At 67.8% G+C, this 17616-nt stretch carries 20 protein-coding genes; 18 read left to right on the top strand and 2 right to left on the bottom strand.

All coding sequences use genetic code 11. The features are described 5' to 3' along the window. Positions 1 to 12 precede the first annotated feature (12 nt). The 9 genes from IE302_RS14950 (at position 13) to IE302_RS14910 (ending at position 7925) form a co-directional block, all read left to right on the top strand. The gene (locus IE302_RS14950) at positions 13 to 570 is read left to right on the top strand and encodes a F0F1 ATP synthase subunit B (protein WP_191255123.1); all 558 of its coding nucleotides are present in this window, start codon (positions 13 to 15) and stop codon (positions 568 to 570) included. Between the two features lie 6 nt (positions 571 to 576). Beyond that, on the top strand, positions 577 to 1398 hold the full coding sequence (locus tag IE302_RS14945) for a F0F1 ATP synthase subunit delta (RefSeq protein WP_191255122.1): 822 nt from the start codon (positions 577 to 579) through the stop codon (positions 1396 to 1398). A gap of 54 nt (positions 1399 to 1452) precedes the next feature. Further along, positions 1453 to 3090: a F0F1 ATP synthase subunit alpha gene (gene atpA / locus IE302_RS14940; protein ID WP_191255121.1), complete on the top strand. Its 1638-nt coding sequence runs from the start codon at positions 1453 to 1455 to the stop codon at positions 3088 to 3090. Between the two features lie 11 nt (positions 3091 to 3101). Further along, the gene (locus IE302_RS14935) at positions 3102 to 4040 is read left to right on the top strand and encodes a F0F1 ATP synthase subunit gamma (protein WP_191255120.1); all 939 of its coding nucleotides are present in this window, start codon (positions 3102 to 3104) and stop codon (positions 4038 to 4040) included. Continuing rightward, a complete protein-coding gene (gene atpD, locus IE302_RS14930; RefSeq protein ID WP_020631171.1) occupies positions 4040 to 5464 on the top strand; it encodes a F0F1 ATP synthase subunit beta in 1425 nt (474 codons plus the stop codon). Before IE302_RS14935 ends, atpD begins: the two co-directional genes overlap by 1 nt. A 114-nt stretch (positions 5465 to 5578) precedes the next feature. Next, complete coding sequence (locus tag IE302_RS14925) at positions 5579 to 5944, top strand: F0F1 ATP synthase subunit epsilon (protein ID WP_093938091.1); 366 nt, start codon at positions 5579 to 5581, stop codon at positions 5942 to 5944. A 25-nt stretch (positions 5945 to 5969) separates the two neighbouring features. Further along, positions 5970 to 6404 (top strand): DUF2550 domain-containing protein, encoded by a 435-nt coding sequence (locus tag IE302_RS14920; protein ID WP_191255119.1) that lies wholly within the window; start codon positions 5970 to 5972, stop codon positions 6402 to 6404. A 33-nt stretch (positions 6405 to 6437) separates the two neighbouring features. Next, positions 6438 to 7673 (top strand): 3-phosphoshikimate 1-carboxyvinyltransferase, encoded by a 1236-nt coding sequence (aroA, locus tag IE302_RS14915; protein WP_191255118.1) that lies wholly within the window; start codon positions 6438 to 6440, stop codon positions 7671 to 7673. 99 nt (positions 7674 to 7772) lie between these two features. Further along, positions 7773 to 7925: a hypothetical protein gene (locus tag IE302_RS14910; protein ID WP_005150324.1), complete on the top strand. Its 153-nt coding sequence runs from the start codon at positions 7773 to 7775 to the stop codon at positions 7923 to 7925. Between the two features lie 80 nt (positions 7926 to 8005). Here IE302_RS14910 and IE302_RS14905 read toward each other — a convergent pair whose 3' ends face one another. Further along, positions 8006 to 8578, bottom strand: a complete 573-nt coding sequence (locus tag IE302_RS14905) for a cob(I)yrinic acid a,c-diamide adenosyltransferase (RefSeq protein WP_191255117.1) — start codon at positions 8576 to 8578, stop codon at positions 8006 to 8008. Positions 8579 to 8639: 61 nt separating this feature from the next. On the opposite strand from IE302_RS14905, the gene murA reads away from it, so the two are divergent. After that, a complete protein-coding gene (gene murA, locus IE302_RS14900) occupies positions 8640 to 9914 on the top strand; it encodes a UDP-N-acetylglucosamine 1-carboxyvinyltransferase (RefSeq protein ID WP_191255116.1) in 1275 nt (424 codons plus the stop codon). Here the strand turns inward: murA and IE302_RS14895 are convergent. Then, positions 9911 to 10543 (bottom strand): LysE family translocator, encoded by a 633-nt coding sequence (locus tag IE302_RS14895; RefSeq protein ID WP_191255115.1) that lies wholly within the window; start codon positions 10541 to 10543, stop codon positions 9911 to 9913. The two genes, murA and IE302_RS14895, sit on opposite strands and share 4 nt — an antisense overlap. A gap of 110 nt (positions 10544 to 10653) precedes the next feature. Here IE302_RS14895 and IE302_RS14890 point away from each other — a divergent pair, with 110 nt between their 5' ends. The 8 genes from IE302_RS14890 (at position 10654) to ehuA (ending at position 17493) form a co-directional block, all read left to right on the top strand. Then, positions 10654 to 11052 (top strand): hypothetical protein, encoded by a 399-nt coding sequence (locus IE302_RS14890; RefSeq protein WP_191255114.1) that lies wholly within the window; start codon positions 10654 to 10656, stop codon positions 11050 to 11052. Positions 11053 to 11056: 4 nt separating this feature from the next. Continuing rightward, complete coding sequence (locus tag IE302_RS14885; RefSeq protein ID WP_191255113.1) at positions 11057 to 11590, top strand: hypothetical protein; 534 nt, start codon at positions 11057 to 11059, stop codon at positions 11588 to 11590. A gap of 73 nt (positions 11591 to 11663) precedes the next feature. Then, positions 11664 to 12242 carry a YdbT family protein gene (locus IE302_RS14880; RefSeq protein WP_191255112.1) on the top strand — a complete coding sequence of 193 codons (579 nt, stop codon included), beginning with the start codon at positions 11664 to 11666 and terminating at the stop codon, positions 12240 to 12242. 81 nt (positions 12243 to 12323) lie between these two features. After that, positions 12324 to 14345 carry an ethylmalonyl-CoA mutase gene (locus IE302_RS14875; RefSeq protein WP_191255111.1) on the top strand — a complete coding sequence of 674 codons (2022 nt, stop codon included), beginning with the start codon at positions 12324 to 12326 and terminating at the stop codon, positions 14343 to 14345. A gap of 117 nt (positions 14346 to 14462) precedes the next feature. Further along, the gene (gene ehuB / locus IE302_RS14870) at positions 14463 to 15356 is read left to right on the top strand and encodes an ectoine/hydroxyectoine ABC transporter substrate-binding protein EhuB (protein WP_191255110.1); all 894 of its coding nucleotides are present in this window, start codon (positions 14463 to 14465) and stop codon (positions 15354 to 15356) included. Between the two features lie 13 nt (positions 15357 to 15369). Beyond that, positions 15370 to 16065, top strand: coding sequence for an ectoine/hydroxyectoine ABC transporter permease subunit EhuC (ehuC, locus tag IE302_RS14865; protein ID WP_191255109.1), 696 nt, complete (start codon positions 15370 to 15372; stop codon positions 16063 to 16065). Continuing rightward, positions 16065 to 16721, top strand: coding sequence for an ectoine/hydroxyectoine ABC transporter permease subunit EhuD (gene ehuD / locus IE302_RS14860; RefSeq protein WP_191255108.1), 657 nt, complete (start codon positions 16065 to 16067; stop codon positions 16719 to 16721). The genes ehuC and ehuD overlap by 1 nt, the downstream gene beginning before the upstream one ends. A 7-nt stretch (positions 16722 to 16728) precedes the next feature. Further along, positions 16729 to 17493, top strand: a complete 765-nt coding sequence (ehuA, locus tag IE302_RS14855; RefSeq protein ID WP_191255602.1) for an ectoine/hydroxyectoine ABC transporter ATP-binding protein EhuA — start codon at positions 16729 to 16731, stop codon at positions 17491 to 17493. Positions 17494 to 17616 lie beyond the last annotated feature (123 nt).

Raw genomic sequence — 17616 nt, 5'->3', positions numbered from 1 at the left:
TAAGGAGACGTTGTGCTGATGACCGAATTGGTGTTGGCCGCCGAAGAGCAGCCCAACCCGATCCTGCCGCACATCCCCGAGCTCATCCTCGGGTTCGTCGCCTTCCTTCTGCTGCTGTTCGTCCTGAAGAAGTACGTCGTCCCGCGTTTCGAGGCGACCTACGAAGAGCGGACCAAGCTGATCGAGGGTGGCATCGAGCGGGCCGAGAAGGCGCAGGCCGAAGCCGAAGAGAACCTTGCGCAGTACAAGGCTCAGCTGGCGGAAGCCCGTTCCGAGGCCGCGAAGATCCGCGACGACGCCCGGCTCGAAGCCGAGCAGATCAAGGCGGAGCTGCGGGCCGAAGCGGAGTCCGAGTCCCAGCGCATCGTCGCCCAGGGCCAGGCTCAGCTGCAGGCCCAGAAGGCGCAGATCATCGCCGAGCTGCGCGCCGAACTCGGCCGTAACTCCATCGAGCTGGCCAGCCGCATCGTCGGCGAGTCGCTCGAGGACGACGCGCGCCGTCACGGCACCGTGGACCGGTTCCTTGCCGAGCTGGAGACCGCGGGTGCCTCCAACGGAGCGGGGAAGTAGACCAGAATGACGCTGCATGCTGCGAGCCGTGAAGCGCTCGACCTCGCCGAGAATCGTCTCGGCGAGGTTCTGGCCGCCGCGGGTACGGACCCGGCGACGGTCGGCGACGAGTTGCTTTCGGTCGTCGCCCTGCTGGACCGGGAGATCGGCCTTCGCCGGGCCGTCGCCGACGGTTCGGCTTCGTCCGAAGCCCGGATCGGCCTCGTCCGCGGGATCCTCGCGGGCAAGGTTTCCGAACCGGCCCTGCAGGTGCTCGACACCGTGGCGGGCAGCCGCTGGTCGAGCCCGCGCGAACTGACCGACGGGCTCGAAGCCCTCGGCCGCTCGGCGCTGCTCACCAGTGCGGAGAAGTCCGGGAACATCGACGCGGTCGAGGACCAGCTGTTCCGGGTCAGCCGCATCGTGGCGGGAGAGCCGGAGCTCGAACGGGCTCTGTCCGACCTGTCCGCTCCCGCGGACGCGAAGCGGACCCTCGTCCGCAACCTGTTCGCCGACAAGGTGGACGTGGTCACCGAGACCCTGGTGGAGCAGGTCGTCCTGCGCGCCAAGGGCCGCGGGGTCGGCAACGCCCTCGAGCAGCTGGTCAAGCTGGCCGCGGAACGCCGTGACCGCTCGGTCGCCCAGGTGACCAGCGCGAGCGAGCTTTCCGAGGAACAGCAGGCCCGGCTGGGCGAGAAGCTCAACGCCCTCTACGGGCGGCAGCTCGCGCTGCACGTCGAGATCGACCCTCGGCTCGGCGGCGGACTCGTCGTCCGCGTCGGGGACGAGGTCATCGACGGCAGCACCGCGGGGCGCATCGACGCCCTGCGTCGCCGCTTGGCCGGCTGACCCCACAACAACGACTTTGCACACTGGCACGAACGAAGCGAGAGCGGGAACGAAATGGCGGAGCTGACGATCTCCTCGGATGAGATCCGTAGCGCGATCGAGAACTACGTCTCGAGTTACGCCCCGGACGTGAGCCGGGAAGAGGTCGGCGTCGTCGTCGACGCCGGTGACGGTATCGCCCACGTCGAGGGTCTTCCCTCGGCGATGGCCAACGAGCTGCTCGAGTTCCCCGGCGGGGTCCTCGGGGTGGCGCTGAACCTGGACGCGCGCTCCATCGGTGCCGCGATCCTCGGTGACTTCGAGAGCGTCGAAGAGGGCCAGCAGGTCAAGCGGACCGGACAGGTCCTGTCGGTTCCGGTCGGCGAGGGCTACCTCGGCCGCGTCGTGAACCCGCTGGGCGCCCCGATCGACGGCCTCGGCGAGATCGAGACCACCGAGCGCCGCCCGCTGGAGGTCAAGGCCGCTTCGGTGGTCGAGCGCCAGCCGGTGGCCGAGCCGCTGCAGACCGGTATCACCGCGATCGACGCGATGACCCCGATCGGCCGTGGCCAGCGTCAGCTGATCATCGGTGACCGCAAGACCGGCAAGACCGCGGTCGCGGTGGACACGATCATCAACCAGAAGGCGAACTGGGACTCCGGCGACCCGAAGAAGCAGGTTCGCTGCATCTACGTCGCGGTCGGCCAGAAGGGCTCCACGATCGCCGCGGTGAAGAAGTCCCTCGAGGACGCCGGCGCGATGGAGTACACCACCATCGTCGCGGCCCCCGCGTCGGACTCCGCCGGCTTCAAGTGGATCGCGCCGTACACCGGCTCGGCCATCGGCCAGCACTGGATGTACGAGGGCAAGCACGTCCTCATCGTGTTCGACGACCTGACCAAGCAGGCCGACGCCTACCGCGCGATCTCGCTGCTGCTGCGCCGCCCGCCGGGCCGTGAAGCCTTCCCCGGCGACGTCTTCTACTTGCACTCCCGTCTCCTCGAGCGTTGCGCGAAGCTCTCGGACGAGCTGGGCGCGGGCTCGCTGACCGGTCTCCCGATCATCGAGACCAAGGCGAACGACGTGTCGGCCTACATCCCGACCAACGTCATCTCGATCACCGACGGTCAGTGCTTCTTCCAGTCGGACCTGTTCAACGCCGGTCAGCGCCCGGCCATCGACGTGGGTATCTCGGTTTCCCGCGTGGGTGGTGCCGCGCAGGTCAAGGCGATGAAGGACGTTTCGGGTTCGCTCCGTATCGACCTGTCGCAGTACCGCGAGCTGGAGGCCTTCGCGGCCTTCGCCTCGGACCTCGACGACGCGTCGAAGGCGCAGCTCGAGCGTGGTGCCCGCCTGTACGAGGTGCTCAAGCAGCCGCAGTACTCGCCGATCCCGGTCGAGGAGCAGGTCGTCACCGTGTACCTCGGTACCAACGGCCACTTCGACACGGTCCCGACCGAGGACGTGCGCCGCTTCCGTGACGAGTTCGTCGACTCCGCGCGCCGCAAGCACGGGGAGCTCCTCAAGGACATCCGCGAGTCGGGCAAGTTCTCCAAGGAGACCGCTTCCGGGCTGGTCGACGCGGTGAACGAGTTCAAGAAGGAGTTCACCACCTCCGAGGGCAAGAGCCTGGTCGAGGTCTCCGACGCGATGGACGCCGAGAAGGTCGGGCAGGAGACCGTCAAGGTCAACAAGCCCGCGCCGAAGAAGTGAGCTGGTAGTCCATGGCCGCACAACTCCGAGAACTCCGGTCGCGTATCAAGGCGACCAAGTCCATCGGCAAGATCACCAAGGCGATGGAGCTCATCGCCACCGCGCGCATCACCAAGGCGCGGGCGAAGGTCGCGGCGTCCCGGCCCTACTCGGACGAGATCACGAACGTGCTCTCGGCCCTGGCAGGCGCCTCGGCCAACCTCGACCACCCGTTGCTGGTCGAGCGCCCGAACCCGAAGCGCGCGGCGGTCCTCGTGATCACCAGCGACAAGGGCCAGTGCGGTGGGTACAACTCCAACGTGCTGAAGGCGACCGAGGAGCTCCTCACGCTGCTGCGTGAGCAGGGCAAGGAGCCGGTGCTGTACGTGACCGGCAACAAGGGCCTGAGCTACTACCGGTTCCGTGGCCGCGACGTGGCCGACAGCTGGACGGGGTTCTCCGACCAGCCCGGTTACGTCAACGCCGCGGAGGCCGGTGAGCTCATCGTCGAGTCGTTCCTGAACGGCGCCGACGACGAGGCGGGCAACGCCGACGGCATCCTGGGTGTCGACGAGATCCACGTCGTCTACACCGAGTTCGTCTCGATGCTCACCCAGCGGCCGGTCGCCAAGCGCGTCGCGCCGCTCGAGGTCGAGTACTCCGAGGGCGAGGAGGAGAAGCCCGCCGGTCTGCTCCCGAGCTACGAGTTCGAGCCCAGCGCCGAGAAGCTGCTCGCCGCGTTGCTTCCGAAGTACATCAACACGCGGCTCTTCGCGGCGATGCTGGAGTCGGCGGCGTCCGAACTCGCGGCCCGCCGTACCGCGATGAAGGCGGCGTCGGACAACGCGAACGAACTGGTGAACACGCTGACGCGGGAGGCGAACCAGGCCCGCCAGGCGCAGATCACCCAGGAGATCTCCGAAATCGTCGGTGGGGCGAACGCTCTCACCGCAGCAGGAAGTGATGACTGATGACCAGTACTGAAGCCCGTGCCAAGGGGCGCATCGTCTCGGTGACCGGCCCGGTCGTCGACGTCGAATTCCCGCGCGGTTCCGTCCCCGACCAGTTCAACGCGCTCAAGGTCGAAATCGAGTTCGAGCAGCTGCGCAAGACGGTGACCCTCGAGGTCGCCAGCCACCTCGGTGACAACCTCGTCCGCACCATCTCGCTCCAGCCGCAGGACGGCCTGGTGCGTGGCGCCGAGGTCACCGACACCGGCGGCCCCATCACGGTGCCGGTCGGCGACAAGGTCAAGGGCCACGTCTACAACGCGCTCGGCGAGTGCCTCGACGAGCCCGGCTACGGCGAGGACCTCGAGCGCTGGGGCATCCACCGCAACCCGCCTTCCTTCGACCAGCTCGAAGGCAAGACGAAGATGCTGGAGACCGGCCTCAAGGTCGTCGACCTGCTGACCCCGTACGTCGAGGGTGGCAAGATCGGCCTGTTCGGCGGTGCCGGCGTCGGCAAGACGGTGCTCATCAAGGAGATGATCACCCGTGTCGCCCGGAACTTCGGTGGTACCTCGGTGTTCGCCGGTGTCGGCGAGCGCACCCGTGAGGGCAACGACCTCTTCCTGGAGATGTCGGAGGACGGCGTCATCAACGACACCGCCCTCGTCTTCGGTCAGATGGACGAGCCGCCGGGCACCCGTATGCGGGTCGCGCTGTCCGCGCTGACCATGGCGGAGTACTTCCGCGATGTGCAGAACCAGGACGTGCTGCTCTTCATCGACAACATCTTCCGGTTCACCCAGGCCGGTTCCGAGGTGTCGACCCTGCTGGGCCGCATGCCTTCGGCCGTGGGTTACCAGCCGACGCTGGCCGACGAGATGGGTCAGCTCCAGGAGCGGATCACCTCGACCCGTGGTCGTTCGATCACCTCGATGCAGGCGATCTACGTCCCCGCGGACGACTACACCGACCCGGCCCCGGCCACGACGTTCGCCCACCTGGACGCCACCACGGAGCTTTCGCGTGGCGTGTTCCAGAAGGGCATCTTCCCGGCAGTGGACCCGCTGGCGTCGACGTCGACCATTCTCGACCCGGCCATCGTCGGTGAGGACCACTACCGGGTGGCCTCCGAGGTCATCCGGATCCTGCAGAAGTACAAGGAGCTGCAGGACATCATCGCGATCCTCGGTATGGACGAGCTGTCGGAAGAGGACAAGCTGACCGTTCAGCGCGCGCGCCGCATCGAGCGGTTCCTGTCGCAGAACATGCTGGTCGCCGAGGCGTTCACGCAGATCCCGGGCTCGACCGTGCCGCTGTCGGAGACCATCGAGTCCTTCGACCGCATCACCAAGGGCGACTTCGACCACTACCCGGAGCAGGCGTTCCTGGGTATCGGTGGCCTCGAAGACCTCGAGAAGAAGTACAAGGAAATCACCAAGAAGTGATGTTCCGATGAGCGGCGGGATCAGTGTCTACTGTGGACGCTGGTCCCGCCGTTCGCTTAGTCGTCCCATGGACTATTACACTCGGTGGCAGCACCTGAGGTGAAGGGAAGCTACGTGGCTGAGATTTCTGTCGAGCTGGTAGCCGTCGAGCGCCGTCTCTGGTCGGGTACCGCCACGTTCGTGGTGGCTCAGACCACCGAGGGCGAGATCGGCATCATGGCCGGTCACGAGCCGGTTCTGGGCCAGCTCGTCGAGGGTGGCGTCGTGAAGGTGACGACCACGGACGGCGAGACCGTCTGCGCCGCGGTGCACGGCGGTTTCCTGTCGGTCACCGCGACCGGCGTGAGCATCCTCGCCGAGAGCGCCGAGCTCTCGGACGAGATCGACGTCGAGGCGGCCAAGAAGGCGCTCGGCGGCGAAGACGAGCAAGAGCGGGCTAGGGCGACCGCCCAGCTTCGCGCGGCCGGTCAGTCGGTCTGACCGGGCGACGGGCAGGGGCCGGGCCGTGGAAATCGCCGTGGGTGTTCTCGGGGCCCTGATCATTCTGGCCGTGGTCGTGGCCTGGTATTCGTTGCGGTGGGTCCGGATGCGCCGCGGTGGTGGCGTGAGCGTCGCGCTGCGGTGGCGTCCGGACGAGGCGCGGTCCAGCTGGCATCTGGGGCTGGGCCGCTACGAGGGCGACGAGTTCGTCTGGTTCCGGGTGTGGAGCCTGCGGACCGGCCCGGACCGGGTCTTCCAGCGGGCGAGCATGGAGATCGCGGACCGGCGCGATCCCTCCGGCACGGAGGCGTACGCCGTCCCCGAAGGTTCGATCGTCCTGCGGTGTGAGTCCGCCACGCAGGAGGCGATCGAGATCGCGATGGGCCCCGGCGCCCTCACCGGTTTTCTTTCCTGGCTCGAATCCGCGCCTCCGGGACGTCGTCTCCCGCGCGCTTCCTGAATCGGTTCCGGCCGCACGCCGTATGCTCGCGCCGTGACCATCGTCGACATCCCCGGTTCGAAGTCGATCACCGCCCGAGGCCTGTTCCTCGCGGCCGCCGCCCACGGCACGACCGTGCTGGGCAGGCCGCTGCGTTCGGACGACTCCGAGGGCTTCGCCGAAGGCCTCCTCAAGCTCGGCTATCAGGTTTCCCGTTCCGAGCCGGAGTGGACCATCTCCGGCAGGCCCGAAGGCCCCGCCGTCGACAGTGCCGACGTCTTCTGCCGCGACGGTGCCACCACCGCGCGCTTCCTGCCCGCCCTGGCCGCCGCCGGCCACGGGACCTTCCGCTTCGACGCGTCCGAACAGATGCGTGCCCGGCCGCTGGGGCCGCTCACCGACGCGCTGCTCGAACTGGGCGTCGACCTGACCTTCGAAGGCTCGCGAGGACACCATCCGCTGGTGGTGCGGGCCGCCGGGATCAAGGGCGGGGAACTGACCCTGGACGCGGGGCTGTCCTCGCAGTTCCTGACCGCGTTGCTGCTGGTCGGGCCGCTGACCGCGGAGGGACTGCGGATCACCGTCACCGACCTCGTTTCGGTGCCCTACGTCGAGATCACCATCGCGATGATGCGGCGTTTCGGCGTCGAGGTCGTCCGGGACGGCGACACGTTCGTCGTGCCGCCCACGCCGTACCGGGCTTGCCGCTACGAGATCGAGCCCGACGCTTCGACGTCGAGCTACTTCTTCGCGGCGGCCGCTCTGACCGGGCGGTCGGTGACCGTGCCGGGCCTGGGCGAGGGTGCGCTGCAAGGGGATCTGGCCTTCGTCGAGGTCCTGCGGCAGATGGGCGCGGACGTCGAGGTGGGCCCGGACGCCGTGACCGTGACCGGGACGGGCGGGCTGCGCGGCGTCACCGTGAACATGCGCGACATCTCCGACACCGTGCCGACGCTCGCGGCGATCGCGCCGTTCGCGGACGGGCCGGTGCGGATCGAGGACGTCTACAACACGCGGATCAAGGAATGCGACCGGCTGGCCGCGTGCGAAGAGAACCTGCGCGCGATGGGCGTCCCGGTCGAGACCGGGCGGGACTGGATCGAGATCCAGCCCGCTTCGCCGGTGGGGGCTCTCGTGAAGTGCCGTCGGGACCACCGGATCGCGATGGCGTTCAGTGTCACGGGGCTGCGCACGCCCGGGATCACGCTGGACGACCCGGGTTGCGTGAAGAAGACCTTCCCGGGGTTCCACGACGCCCTGGCGTCTCTGCGGGCTTCCTGGGGCCTCTGACGCGTTTCGTCCTCTGAATGCGGTCCGGGAAAACATGGGATCATCACGAACCGGCATTTCTACCCGGCTTCGGACGTGATCCGCGTCTATTCTCGCTCCATGACTCAGAGCGAGGACACGAACCGCTGGAGCCACCTTCCCGAGTCCGTGTCCCTGGAGGACACGATCACGATGAAGGCGATCGACCCGGGCAAGGACGGCACGCCCGACGTCGACCTCGAGCGCTATTGGGCGGCACAGGAACAGGGCTGAACGCGAGCTGAAGGACGCTTTCCCCGCATCCGATGCGAGGAAAGCGTCCTTCGCTGCGTCTTACGCGGGGAAAGTCCCCTTCAGCTCGCGCCGCCGGGCTGCCACAGGATGTCGCCGTCCGGGTTCGCCAGCCGCGACAGGATGAACAGCAGGTCCGAAAGCCGGTTCAGGTACTTGATCGCCAGCTGGTTGGTCGTTGCCTGCTCGGCTTCGAACAGCGCCCAGCCGGACCGCTCCGCCCGCCGCGCGACCGTGCGGGCCTGATGCAGGAACGCCGCCCCCGGGGTGCCGCCCGGCAGGATGAACGACGTCAGCTTCGGCACGCGCTCGTTGAACTCGTCGCACCAGCCTTCCAGCCGCTCGATGTACCGCTCGGTGATCCGCAGCGGCTCGTACGGCGGGTTCTCCACGATCGGCGCGCACAGATCCGCGCCGACGTCGAAAAGATCGTTCTGCACCCCGCGCAGCACCTGCGCGATTTCCTCGGACAGACCGCCCATGGCGAGCGCGAGCCCGATGACGGAGTTGGCTTCGTCGACGTCGGCGTACGCGGCCAGCCGCGGCGATGTCTTCGGCACGCGGGAGCCGTCGCCGAGCGCCGTGGTGCCGTTGTCGCCGACCTTCGTGTACACGCGGTTGATGCGAACGACCATGAAGCCGACTCTACCGGCCCGGCGTGAGGCAAATCCGGGCGAGAGGGCATGATTGGCGCCCATGAGCGAGCACTTCGACGTGCACGGCGGAGCACGGCTGGTCGGCGAGGTCGACGTGGTCGGGGCCAAGAACAGCGTCCTGAAACTGATGGCCGCGGCACTGCTGGCCGAGGGCACGACGACCATCACGAACTGCCCCCAGATCCTGGACGTCCCGCTGATGGGCGACGTCCTGCGCAGCGTCGGCTGCGACGTCGTCATCGACGGCGACACCGCCAAGATCACCACTCCGGCCGAACTGTCCCACCGCGCCGATTCGGCCGCGATGGGCAAGCTGCGCGCGTCGGTCTGCGTGCTGGGCCCGCTGGTCGGACGGCTCAAGCAGGCCGTCGTGGCGCTGCCGGGCGGCGACGCCATCGGCTCGCGGCCGCTGGACATGCACCAGAACGGCCTGCGCAAGCTGGGCGCCACCAGCACCATCGAGCACGGCTGCGTCGTGGCGAAGGCCGACGGCCTGCGCGGTGCGCAGATCTGGCTGGACTTCCCGAGCGTCGGCGCCACCGAGAACATCCTGATGGCCGCCGTGCTCGCCGAGGGCACCACGGTCATCGACAACGCCGCGCGCGAGCCCGAGATCGTCGACATCTGCACGATGCTGACCGAGATGGGCGCCAAGGTCGAAGGCGCGGGCACCTCGACCCTGACCGTCGAGGGCGTCGAGAAGCTGCACCCGACCGAGCACCGCGTGATCGGCGACCGGATCGTCGGCGCGACCTGGGCGTTCGCCGCCGCGATGACCCGGGGCGACCTGACCGTCCGCGGCGTCAACCCGCACTACCTCGACCTCGTCCTCGACAAGCTCCGCCTGGCGGGCGCCGAGGTCGAGACGTTCGACGACAAGGGTTTCCGCATCGTCCAGAACGAGCGCCCGAAGGCTGTCGACTGGGTGACCCTGCCGTACCCCGGCTTCGCGACCGACCTGCAGCCCTTCGCGGTGGCGCTGTCGGCGGTGTCCGAAGGCACGTCGATGATCACGGAGAACATCTACGAGGCCCGGTTCCGGTTCATCGAAGAGATGATGCGGCTCTCCGGCGACGCGCGGACCGACGGGCACCACGCCGTCGTCCGCGGTGTGGAGAAGCTGTCGAGCGCCCCGGTGTGGGCCGCGGACATCCGCGCCGGCGCCGGGCTGGTGCTGGCCGGGCTGTGCGCGGACGGCGTCACCGAGGTCTGGGACGTCTTCCACATCGACCGCGGCTACCCGCATTTCGTGGAGAACCTGAACCGCCTCGGCGCTCGGATCGAGCGTGTCTCGGGCGAGCCCGAGCGCGCCTAGCTTTCCAGCACCAGGGCCGCGCCGAAGCCGACCAAAGCGGTTCCGGTGACACCGTCGAGCGCGCGGCGGACCTTGCGTCGTTCCAGCCAGGTCCGCACGCGGTGCACGAAGAACAGCAGCGTCAGCAGCCAGACCGCGCCCAGCACCGCGACGGTGTAGGCGAGCAGCAGCGCGTCCCACGCGGAGGTCGTCGCGGGGTCGAGGAACTGCGGCAGCACCGACAGGTACAGCACGAGGACCTTCGGGTTGGTTATGTTGGAGAGGAAGCCTTCGCGGAAGCGGCGGAACCCGCTCGTCCGTTGCTGCTTCACCGCCGCGACGCCGGTGTAGTCGCCCCGCCACGCGCCGCGCAACGCCTGGAACCCGAGGAAGACCAGGTAGGCGGCACCGACCCATTTGAGTGTCACGAACACGGGCTGCGACCGCGCGATGACGACACCGAGGCCGAGCGCGGCGGCGGTGCCCTGGACCGAGTTGGCCACGAAGATCCCGGCCGTGGTCAGGAATCCGCCGCGGGTGCCGCCCGAAAGCGAGTTCTTGAGCATCACCATCGTGTCCGGCCCCGGCGCGAGGACGATCAGGACGACGATGAGCAGATAACTGCTGTACGAACTCCACGTCACGGTCACTCACGCTAGACGCCGGGCGCGGGCGAGTCTCGCGGATTTCGGTCACAGTCGCCGGTCACGATTCCGGCGAAGCCCTGGTCAGCGGGAGGAAGCGGGCTTATCGTCCGCTCATGTATCTGGGGGATACGGGGTTGCTGCCCGGGGAAAGCCTGTTGTGGGAGGGCACGCCGCGGAACGTGCCGATCGTCGAGAAGAGCGACCTGGTCCTCGTGCCGGGGCTGCTGTTCCTCGGCTTCTTCTTCTACCCGGCGAATCGGGCGCCGATGTCGATGGTCGCCTACGCGATCCCGACGGTGATCGTGCTGCTCTGGAGCGGCCAGGGGCCGCCGCAACTGGCGGAGCGTGCGGACGGAACCGGCACGATCACCTTTGGCGGTGGTTTCGCCGCCGGTTTCCTGGGCGGCACGAGAAACCGCGACGCCGAGTCGGCGCTACCTCGGCTGGTCGGCATCGAGGAGGCGCGCCGGGTCCGTGACCTGATCGCCTCCGCGCAGCATCCGGGGAGGTAGCGCCGTGGACCAGCTCAATGCCGATCTACTGCCCGGCGAGCGCCTGTTGTGGTCCGGGAAGCCCCAGCGGATTCCGTTGCTGACCAAGATGGACGTGATCTTGGTGCCCGCGGTCCTGTTCTTCGGGCTCGCCGTCTTCTTCGGCGTGCGCAACGGGTTTTCGCCCTTCATCTGGCTCGTCCTGGTGCTGGTCTCCGGAGCCTTCTTCTCGCGGCCGGTCGTCCACTACCTCGCGCTGCGGACGGTCACGTACGGGATCACGGACCGGCGGGTGGTGGTGTGGACCAGGGGAAGGCAGTCGGCGGCCCACTACCTGAAGGATCTCGGCCCGCCGTACGTCCGCGAGAACCCGGACGGCACCGGAACGGTGGGCTTCAACCTGGGACGAGGGGACATCGCCGCGGCGAACGAGCTTAGCGGGCTGGACCGGTCCTTCGGTATCGGGAACGTGGAGCTGAAGTACCCGGAGCTGCTCAACATCGAGCATCCGACGGTGGTTCGCGACCTGGCCGCCTCCGCGCAGCGGGACACGGGATAGGTCGGCTCCGCCCGGCAGAACACCGACGATCGGACACTGCCGCCCGCCTCGCGGACGGGTAGTGTGCGGTGCCATGCATGAGGGGCAGATCGACCTCCTTCCAGGCGAACGGGTCATCTGGGCCGGGCAGCCGGTGCGCAGGCCCCTCTTCAATCCCGGCGACTACTTCAACGTCCCCGTCGGCCTGCTCCTGCTCGGCGGGGTCACGCTGTTCTTCGCCGCCAACCACGACACGGCGTTCCACAAGGCCGCGTGGGCCGTGCTCACCGTCGCGGGTGTGTTCCACCTCGTCGGCAGGCCGCTGATCCGCTATCTCAGGCTGGCCTCGACCACCTACGCCGTGACGGACGGCCGGGTCATCGCGACCAGTTCGCTGATCCGCCGCAAGGAGGAGTCCGCGGAGCTGGCCGGTCTCGCGGATCCCGTCGTCACCCCGGGGCCCGGCAAGACCGGGACTATCACGTTCGGCAGGCTCGGCGTGCTGGCGTGGGCGTCGGCGAACTTCGGCGCGGGTACCGGGAAGGAGCGCAAGCCGCCGGTCGTCCTCGTGGGTGTCAGCGAGGTGGCGAAGGTGCGGGAAAAGCTCGCGAAAGCCGTCGACGAGGCACGACAGCGCCAGCAGCCCCCGGAGGTCCAGGCCGTCGGAGAATGACCCGACTGTGTTCGATTCAACTGGTCGACCGATGTTACCGGCCGGTACACTCAGGCGGTCGTCCAGCGCCGGAGGTATGCCGTGCCCTATCCCACGGACCGTGAACGGGACCGCCCCTGGGTGATGCGGACCTATGCGGGCCACTCGTCCGCGGCCGCGTCCAACGAGCTGTACCGGCGCAACCTCGCCAAGGGCCAGACCGGGCTCTCCGTCGCCTTCGACCTGCCCACGCAGACCGGCTACGACCCGGACCACCAGCTCTCCAAGGGCGAGGTCGGCAAGGTCGGCGTCCCGGTCTCGCACATCGGCGACATGCGCCGGCTCTTCGACGGCATCCCGCTCGCCGAGGCCAACACGTCGATGACGATCAACGCGCCCGCCATGTGGCTGCTGGCGCTCTACGTCTCCGTGGCGCGCGAGCAGGCCGAGGCCGAGGGGCGGGACGTCGACGAGGTGCTCGCCAAGCTCACCGGCACCACCCAGAACGACATCATCAAGGAATACCTCTCCCGGGGCACCTACATCTTCCCGCCGGGTCCGAGTCTGCGCCTGATCACCGACATGATCGCGTGGACCGTGCACCACGTGCCGAAGTGGAACCCGATCAACATCTGCAGCTACCACCTGCAGGAGGCCGGTGCGACGCCGACACAGGAAGTCGCGTACGCGCTGTGCACCGCCATCGCCGTCCTCGACGCCGTCCGGGATTCCGGGCAGGTCGAGCAGGCCGACATGGCCAAGGTGGTCGCGCGGATCTCCTTCTTCGTCAACGCCGGGGTGCGGTTCGTCGAAGAGATGTCGAAGATGCGCGCGTTCACCGCGCTCTGGGACGAGATCACCCGGGATCGTTACGGCGTAACGGATCCCAAGGCGCGGCGGCTGCGCTACGGCGTCCAGGTCAACTCGCTGGGCCTGACCGAGGCACAGCCGGAGAACAACGTCCAGCGGATCGTGCTGGAGATGCTCGCGGTCTCGCTTTCCCGCGGCGCCAGGGCGCGCGCGATCCAGCTGCCCGCGTGGAACGAGGCGCTCGGCCTGCCCCGGCCGTGGGATCAGCAGTGGGCGCTGCGGATGCAGCAGGTGCTGGCGTTCGAGACCGACCTGCTGGAGTACGAGGACATCTTCGACGGTTCGCACGTCATCCAGGCCAAGGTCGACGAGATCATGGCGGGCGCGCGCGAGGAGATCGCGCGGGTGCAGGATCTCGGCGGCGCCGTCACGGCCGTCGAGAGCGGCTACATGAAGTCGCAGCTCGTCGCCTCGCTCGCGGAGCTCCGGCGCGGGATGGAGAACGGCGAGCGGATCCTGGTCGGGGTCAACAAGTTCGAGACCACCGAACCTTCGCCGCTGCAAGCCGAAGGCGCCAAGGCGATCGAGACGATCGACCCGGCCGTCGAGAAGGAGGCCGTCACCGCGATCGAGGAATGGCGGGCGCACCGCGACAACGCGGCCGCCGAGTCTTCGCTGGAGAAGCTGAAGGCCATCGCGAAGACGCCGGAAAACCTGTTCGAGGCCACGATCGACTGCGCCCGCGCCGGGGTCACCACGGGTGAATGGTCGGGCGCGCTGCGCGAGGTGTTCGGCGAATACCGTGCTCCCACCGGGGTTTCCGCCTCGGCGGCCGCGGGCGAGGGCAACGAGGAGATCCGTCGCGTCCGCGACAGGGTCAAGGCGACGAGCACCGAGATCGGCGAGCGGCTGCGGATCCTGGTCGGCAAACCCGGTCTCGACGGGCATTCCAACGGCGCCGAGCAGGTGGCCGTGCGAGCCCGCGACGTCGGTTTCGAGGTGGTGTACCAAGGCATCCGGCTCACCCCGGAGCAGATCGTCGCGGCCGCCGTCCAGGAGGGCGTGCACGTGGTCGGGCTTTCGGTGCTTTCGGGTTCGCACCTCGAAGTCGTGCCGCAGGTCGTGGACGGGCTGCGGGCCGCCGGCGCGGGCGACATCCCGGTCATCGTCGGCGGCATCATCCCGCCCGACGACGAGAAGCTCCTGCTGGAGCGGGGAATCGCGAAGGTGTTCACACCGAAGGACTACGAACTCACCGACATCATGGACGGAATTGTCGGATTGGTGCGGGAGCGCCACGGTCTGAGCACGTAAAGTCACCGTAAATCTCGGTACCGTAACGGCAGTTGGTTCGTGACCCGCTCACACTGCCTGCGCAAAGGTACCCACCTACGTTTCGATTAAACCGATTAATCGAAAAGAGGTGCGGCTATGGCGCACGGCGAGTGGTCGAGGCGGGAGTTCTTCCGGCGGTCCGCGGTTCTGGGGGCGGTGACGATCGGCGGTCCGGTGCTGTTGTCTGCGTGCACGTCGACGTCCTCCGGGGACGCGCTCCAGGCGGCCAAGGACACGAAGAAGATCAAGATCGGTATCGCGAACGAGGCACCGTACGGATTCACGGACCAAAGCGGCAAGGTGACCGGTGAAGCGCCCGAAGTCGCCCGCGCGGTCTTCAAGGCCATGGGGATCGACAACGTGGAAGCCGAAGCGGTTTCCTTCGACCAGCTGATCCCCGCGCTCAACGCCAGGAAGTACGACATCGTCGCGGCGGGCATGAACATCAAGAAGGAGCGGTGCGACGCGGCGGCCTTCTCGATCCCCGACTACTCGGCCCTGACGGCTTTGCTGGTACCCAAGGGAAATCCGCAGCAGGTACTGAAGTTCGAGGACATCGCCGCCAAGAAGGTCAAGGTCGCCGTGCTCTCGGCGGCGGTGGAAAAGGGCTACGCCACCGACTCCGGCGTCGCCGAGGATCAGATCGTCACCCTCGATTCGCAGGACAACATGCTCCGCGCGGTCACCGACGGCCGGGTCTACTGTGCCGCGCTGACCGACATCTCCCTGAAGGACGTCCTGGCGAAGAGCCCGGGCGCCGCGGCGGAAGTGACCCCGGGCTTCGACCCGATCAAGGACGGGAAGCCGGTCGTCTCCGCCGGCGCGTTCGTCTTCCGCAAGGACGACAACCCGCTGCGCGAGGCGTTCGACGCCGAACTCAAGAAACTGCACGACAGCGGCGAATGGACCAAGATCGTGACCCCGTTCGGGTTCTCGGCGGACAACCTGCCGAAGTCCGACGTCACCACCGAGAAACTCTGCGCGGTGTGACGGGGCAGACCTCATGTCGTCGTCGGTATCGCACATCATCACGACCGTCCTCAGTGGACTGACCGCGACCGTCGCCGCCGCGCTCGGCGGGATCGCGCTCACCGTGGTGCTCTCCCTGGTCGCCGGGCTCGCGCTGAGATCGCCGTCCCGCGTGGTGCGCGGGATCTCCCGCGTCTACGTCGAAATCTTCCGCGGCACCTCGGAAGTCGTCCAGTTGTTCTGGCTCTACTTCGCGCTTCCGGTGCTGGTCGGTCTTCAGCTGGTGCCGATGTTCGCCGGGATCCTGGTGCTGGGCCTCAATCACGGGGCCTACGGCGCGGAGATCGTCCGCGGCGCGGTGAATTCCGTGCCACGGGCGCAGTTCGAGGGCGCCATCGCCCTCAATCTGACCCCCGCCCAGCGGATGCGGCGGGTGATCCTGCCGCAGGCGTTCGCGGAAATGCTGCCACCGTTCAACAATCTCTTCATCCAGTTGCTGAAGAGCACCGCCCTGCTGTCGTTCATCGCCGTCCCGGAGATGGCACGCCAAGGTGAACTGCTGCGGCCGGTGTTCAGTGCCGAGATCGGCTGGATCTACGGCACCGAACTCGTGCTCTATCTCCTGCTCGCCCTGCTGATCACCGGCGGGATGCGGCTGCTGGAACGGTTCGCGGCACGACGTCTCGGCCGGGCCCCGGCCAAGATGACCGCCGCCGCGGGAGGTGTCTGATGGACTGGAGCTGGGAAGCGGCCGCGAATTCGGTTCCCCTGCTGCTGGAAGGGCTTCTCGTCACCATCGAGATCACCCTGCTCGGCTCGGTGGTCGCCTATGTGCTCGGCCTGGTGTTCGCGCTGATCCGCCGGACGGGGATTCCCGTGCTGTCCCAGGTGGTCGTACTGTTCATCGAGTTCGTCCGCAGCACGCCGTTGCTGATCCAGGTGTTCGTCCTCTACTACGTGATCCAGCCGGTGGGCGGGCTGACCCTGTCCCCGTTCGTCACCGGCGTCATCGCGCTCGGCGTGCATTACGCGACCTATTCGGCCGAGGTCTACCGGGCCGGGATCGAAGCCGTCCCGAAAGGACAGTGGGAGGCCGCGACCGCGCTGAACCTGCCGAGGTCGCGGGTGTGGACCGCGGTGGTGCTGCCGCAAGCGGTCCCGCGGGTGCTGCCCGCGCTCGGCAACTACACGATCTCGATGTTCAAGGAAACCCCGCTGCTGCTGGCGATCGGCGTCGTCGACGTGCTGGCGAGGGCGAAGGAGGTCGGTGCCGAAACGTTCCGCGTCACCGAGCCCTACACCCTGGCCGGGGTGCTGTTCCTGTTGGTGAGCCTGCCGGCTTCGATTCTGGTGAGAAGGTTGGAGCGCCGTGCCGCCCACAGTTGATTCCCCGATGATCCGGTTCTCGCAGGTGGTCAAGTCCTTCGGCGACCATGTCGTGCTGCGGGACCTCGATTTCACCGTCGCGCCGGGGGAATTCGTCTCGCTGATCGGGCCGAGCGGGTCCGGGAAGACGACGATCCTGCGGCTGCTGATGACCCTGGAGAAGGTCGACGGCGGCACCATCGAGGTCTGCGGCGACTACCTGAGCCACAGGAAACGCGGTGAGAAGCTGGTGCCCGCGGACGAGAAGTACCTGCGGGACATGCGCAAGCGGATCGGCATGGTGTTCCAGCAGTTCAACCTGTTCCCCAACATGAACGTGCTGCGCAACATCACCGAGGCACCGATCCACGCACTCGGCGTTCCCCGGGACGAGGCCGAGGCGCGGGCCGTCGAACTGCTGGAAATGGTGGGGCTCGCGGACAAGAAGGACGCGCATCCCACCCGGCTCTCCGGCGGCCAGCAGCAACGCGTCGCGATCGCCCGCGCGCTCGCGATGCGGCCGGACGTGCTGCTGCTGGACGAGGTGACCTCGGCGCTCGACCCGGAACTCGTCGCCGACGTCCTGCGCGTGCTGCGCGAGATCGCGGCGTCCACGGACATCACGATCCTCTGTGTCACACACGAAATGCAGTTCGCGCGGGACGTGTCGGATCGGGTGATGATGTTCGACGAGGGTCAGGTGCTGGAGGACGCCGCGCCGGACAAGCTGTTCAACGATCCGGAGCACGACCGGACGCGGCGGTTCCTCAAAGCGGTGATCGATCGGGCGTGAGGTGAGCCTGAGACAGCGGCCCACTGGAGACGTGACTCGCGTGCTTGAAGGCGTAACTCGCGTGCTTGAAGGCGTAACTCGGCGTGCGGCGTCTGATCACGTGAGTTCCGCCTCTGGACACGC

This window comes from Amycolatopsis oliviviridis, from assembly GCF_014654365.1.
GTDB classification, from domain to species: domain Bacteria; phylum Actinomycetota; class Actinomycetes; order Mycobacteriales; family Pseudonocardiaceae; genus Amycolatopsis; species Amycolatopsis oliviviridis.
Note: the sequence above shows the minus strand (reverse complement) of the source record. Positions and strands in the feature narration are given on the sequence as shown.

Excerpts from the sequence above, each read along its gene's own strand:
- IE302_RS14905 (WP_191255117.1), bottom strand. The coding sequence starts at position 8,578 with ATGGTCGTTCGCATCAACCGCGTGTACACGAAGGTCGGCGACAACGGC.
- murA (WP_191255116.1), top strand. The coding sequence starts at position 8,640 with ATGAGCGAGCACTTCGACGTGCACGGCGGAGCACGGCTGGTCGGCGAG.
- IE302_RS14945 (WP_191255122.1), top strand. The coding sequence starts at position 577 with ATGACGCTGCATGCTGCGAGCCGTGAAGCGCTCGACCTCGCCGAGAAT.
- IE302_RS14910 (WP_005150324.1), top strand. The coding sequence starts at position 7,773 with ATGACTCAGAGCGAGGACACGAACCGCTGGAGCCACCTTCCCGAGTCC.
- ehuC (WP_191255109.1), top strand. The coding sequence starts at position 15,370 with ATGTCGTCGTCGGTATCGCACATCATCACGACCGTCCTCAGTGGACTG.
- atpD (WP_020631171.1), top strand. The coding sequence starts at position 4,040 with ATGACCAGTACTGAAGCCCGTGCCAAGGGGCGCATCGTCTCGGTGACC.
- ehuA (WP_191255602.1), top strand. The coding sequence starts at position 16,729 with ATGATCCGGTTCTCGCAGGTGGTCAAGTCCTTCGGCGACCATGTCGTG.
- ehuD (WP_191255108.1), top strand. The coding sequence starts at position 16,065 with ATGGACTGGAGCTGGGAAGCGGCCGCGAATTCGGTTCCCCTGCTGCTG.
- ehuB (WP_191255110.1), top strand. The coding sequence starts at position 14,463 with ATGGCGCACGGCGAGTGGTCGAGGCGGGAGTTCTTCCGGCGGTCCGCG.
- atpA (WP_191255121.1), top strand. The coding sequence starts at position 1,453 with ATGGCGGAGCTGACGATCTCCTCGGATGAGATCCGTAGCGCGATCGAG.
- IE302_RS14890 (WP_191255114.1), top strand. The coding sequence starts at position 10,654 with ATGTATCTGGGGGATACGGGGTTGCTGCCCGGGGAAAGCCTGTTGTGG.
- IE302_RS14880 (WP_191255112.1), top strand. The coding sequence starts at position 11,664 with ATGCATGAGGGGCAGATCGACCTCCTTCCAGGCGAACGGGTCATCTGG.
- IE302_RS14935 (WP_191255120.1), top strand. The coding sequence starts at position 3,102 with ATGGCCGCACAACTCCGAGAACTCCGGTCGCGTATCAAGGCGACCAAG.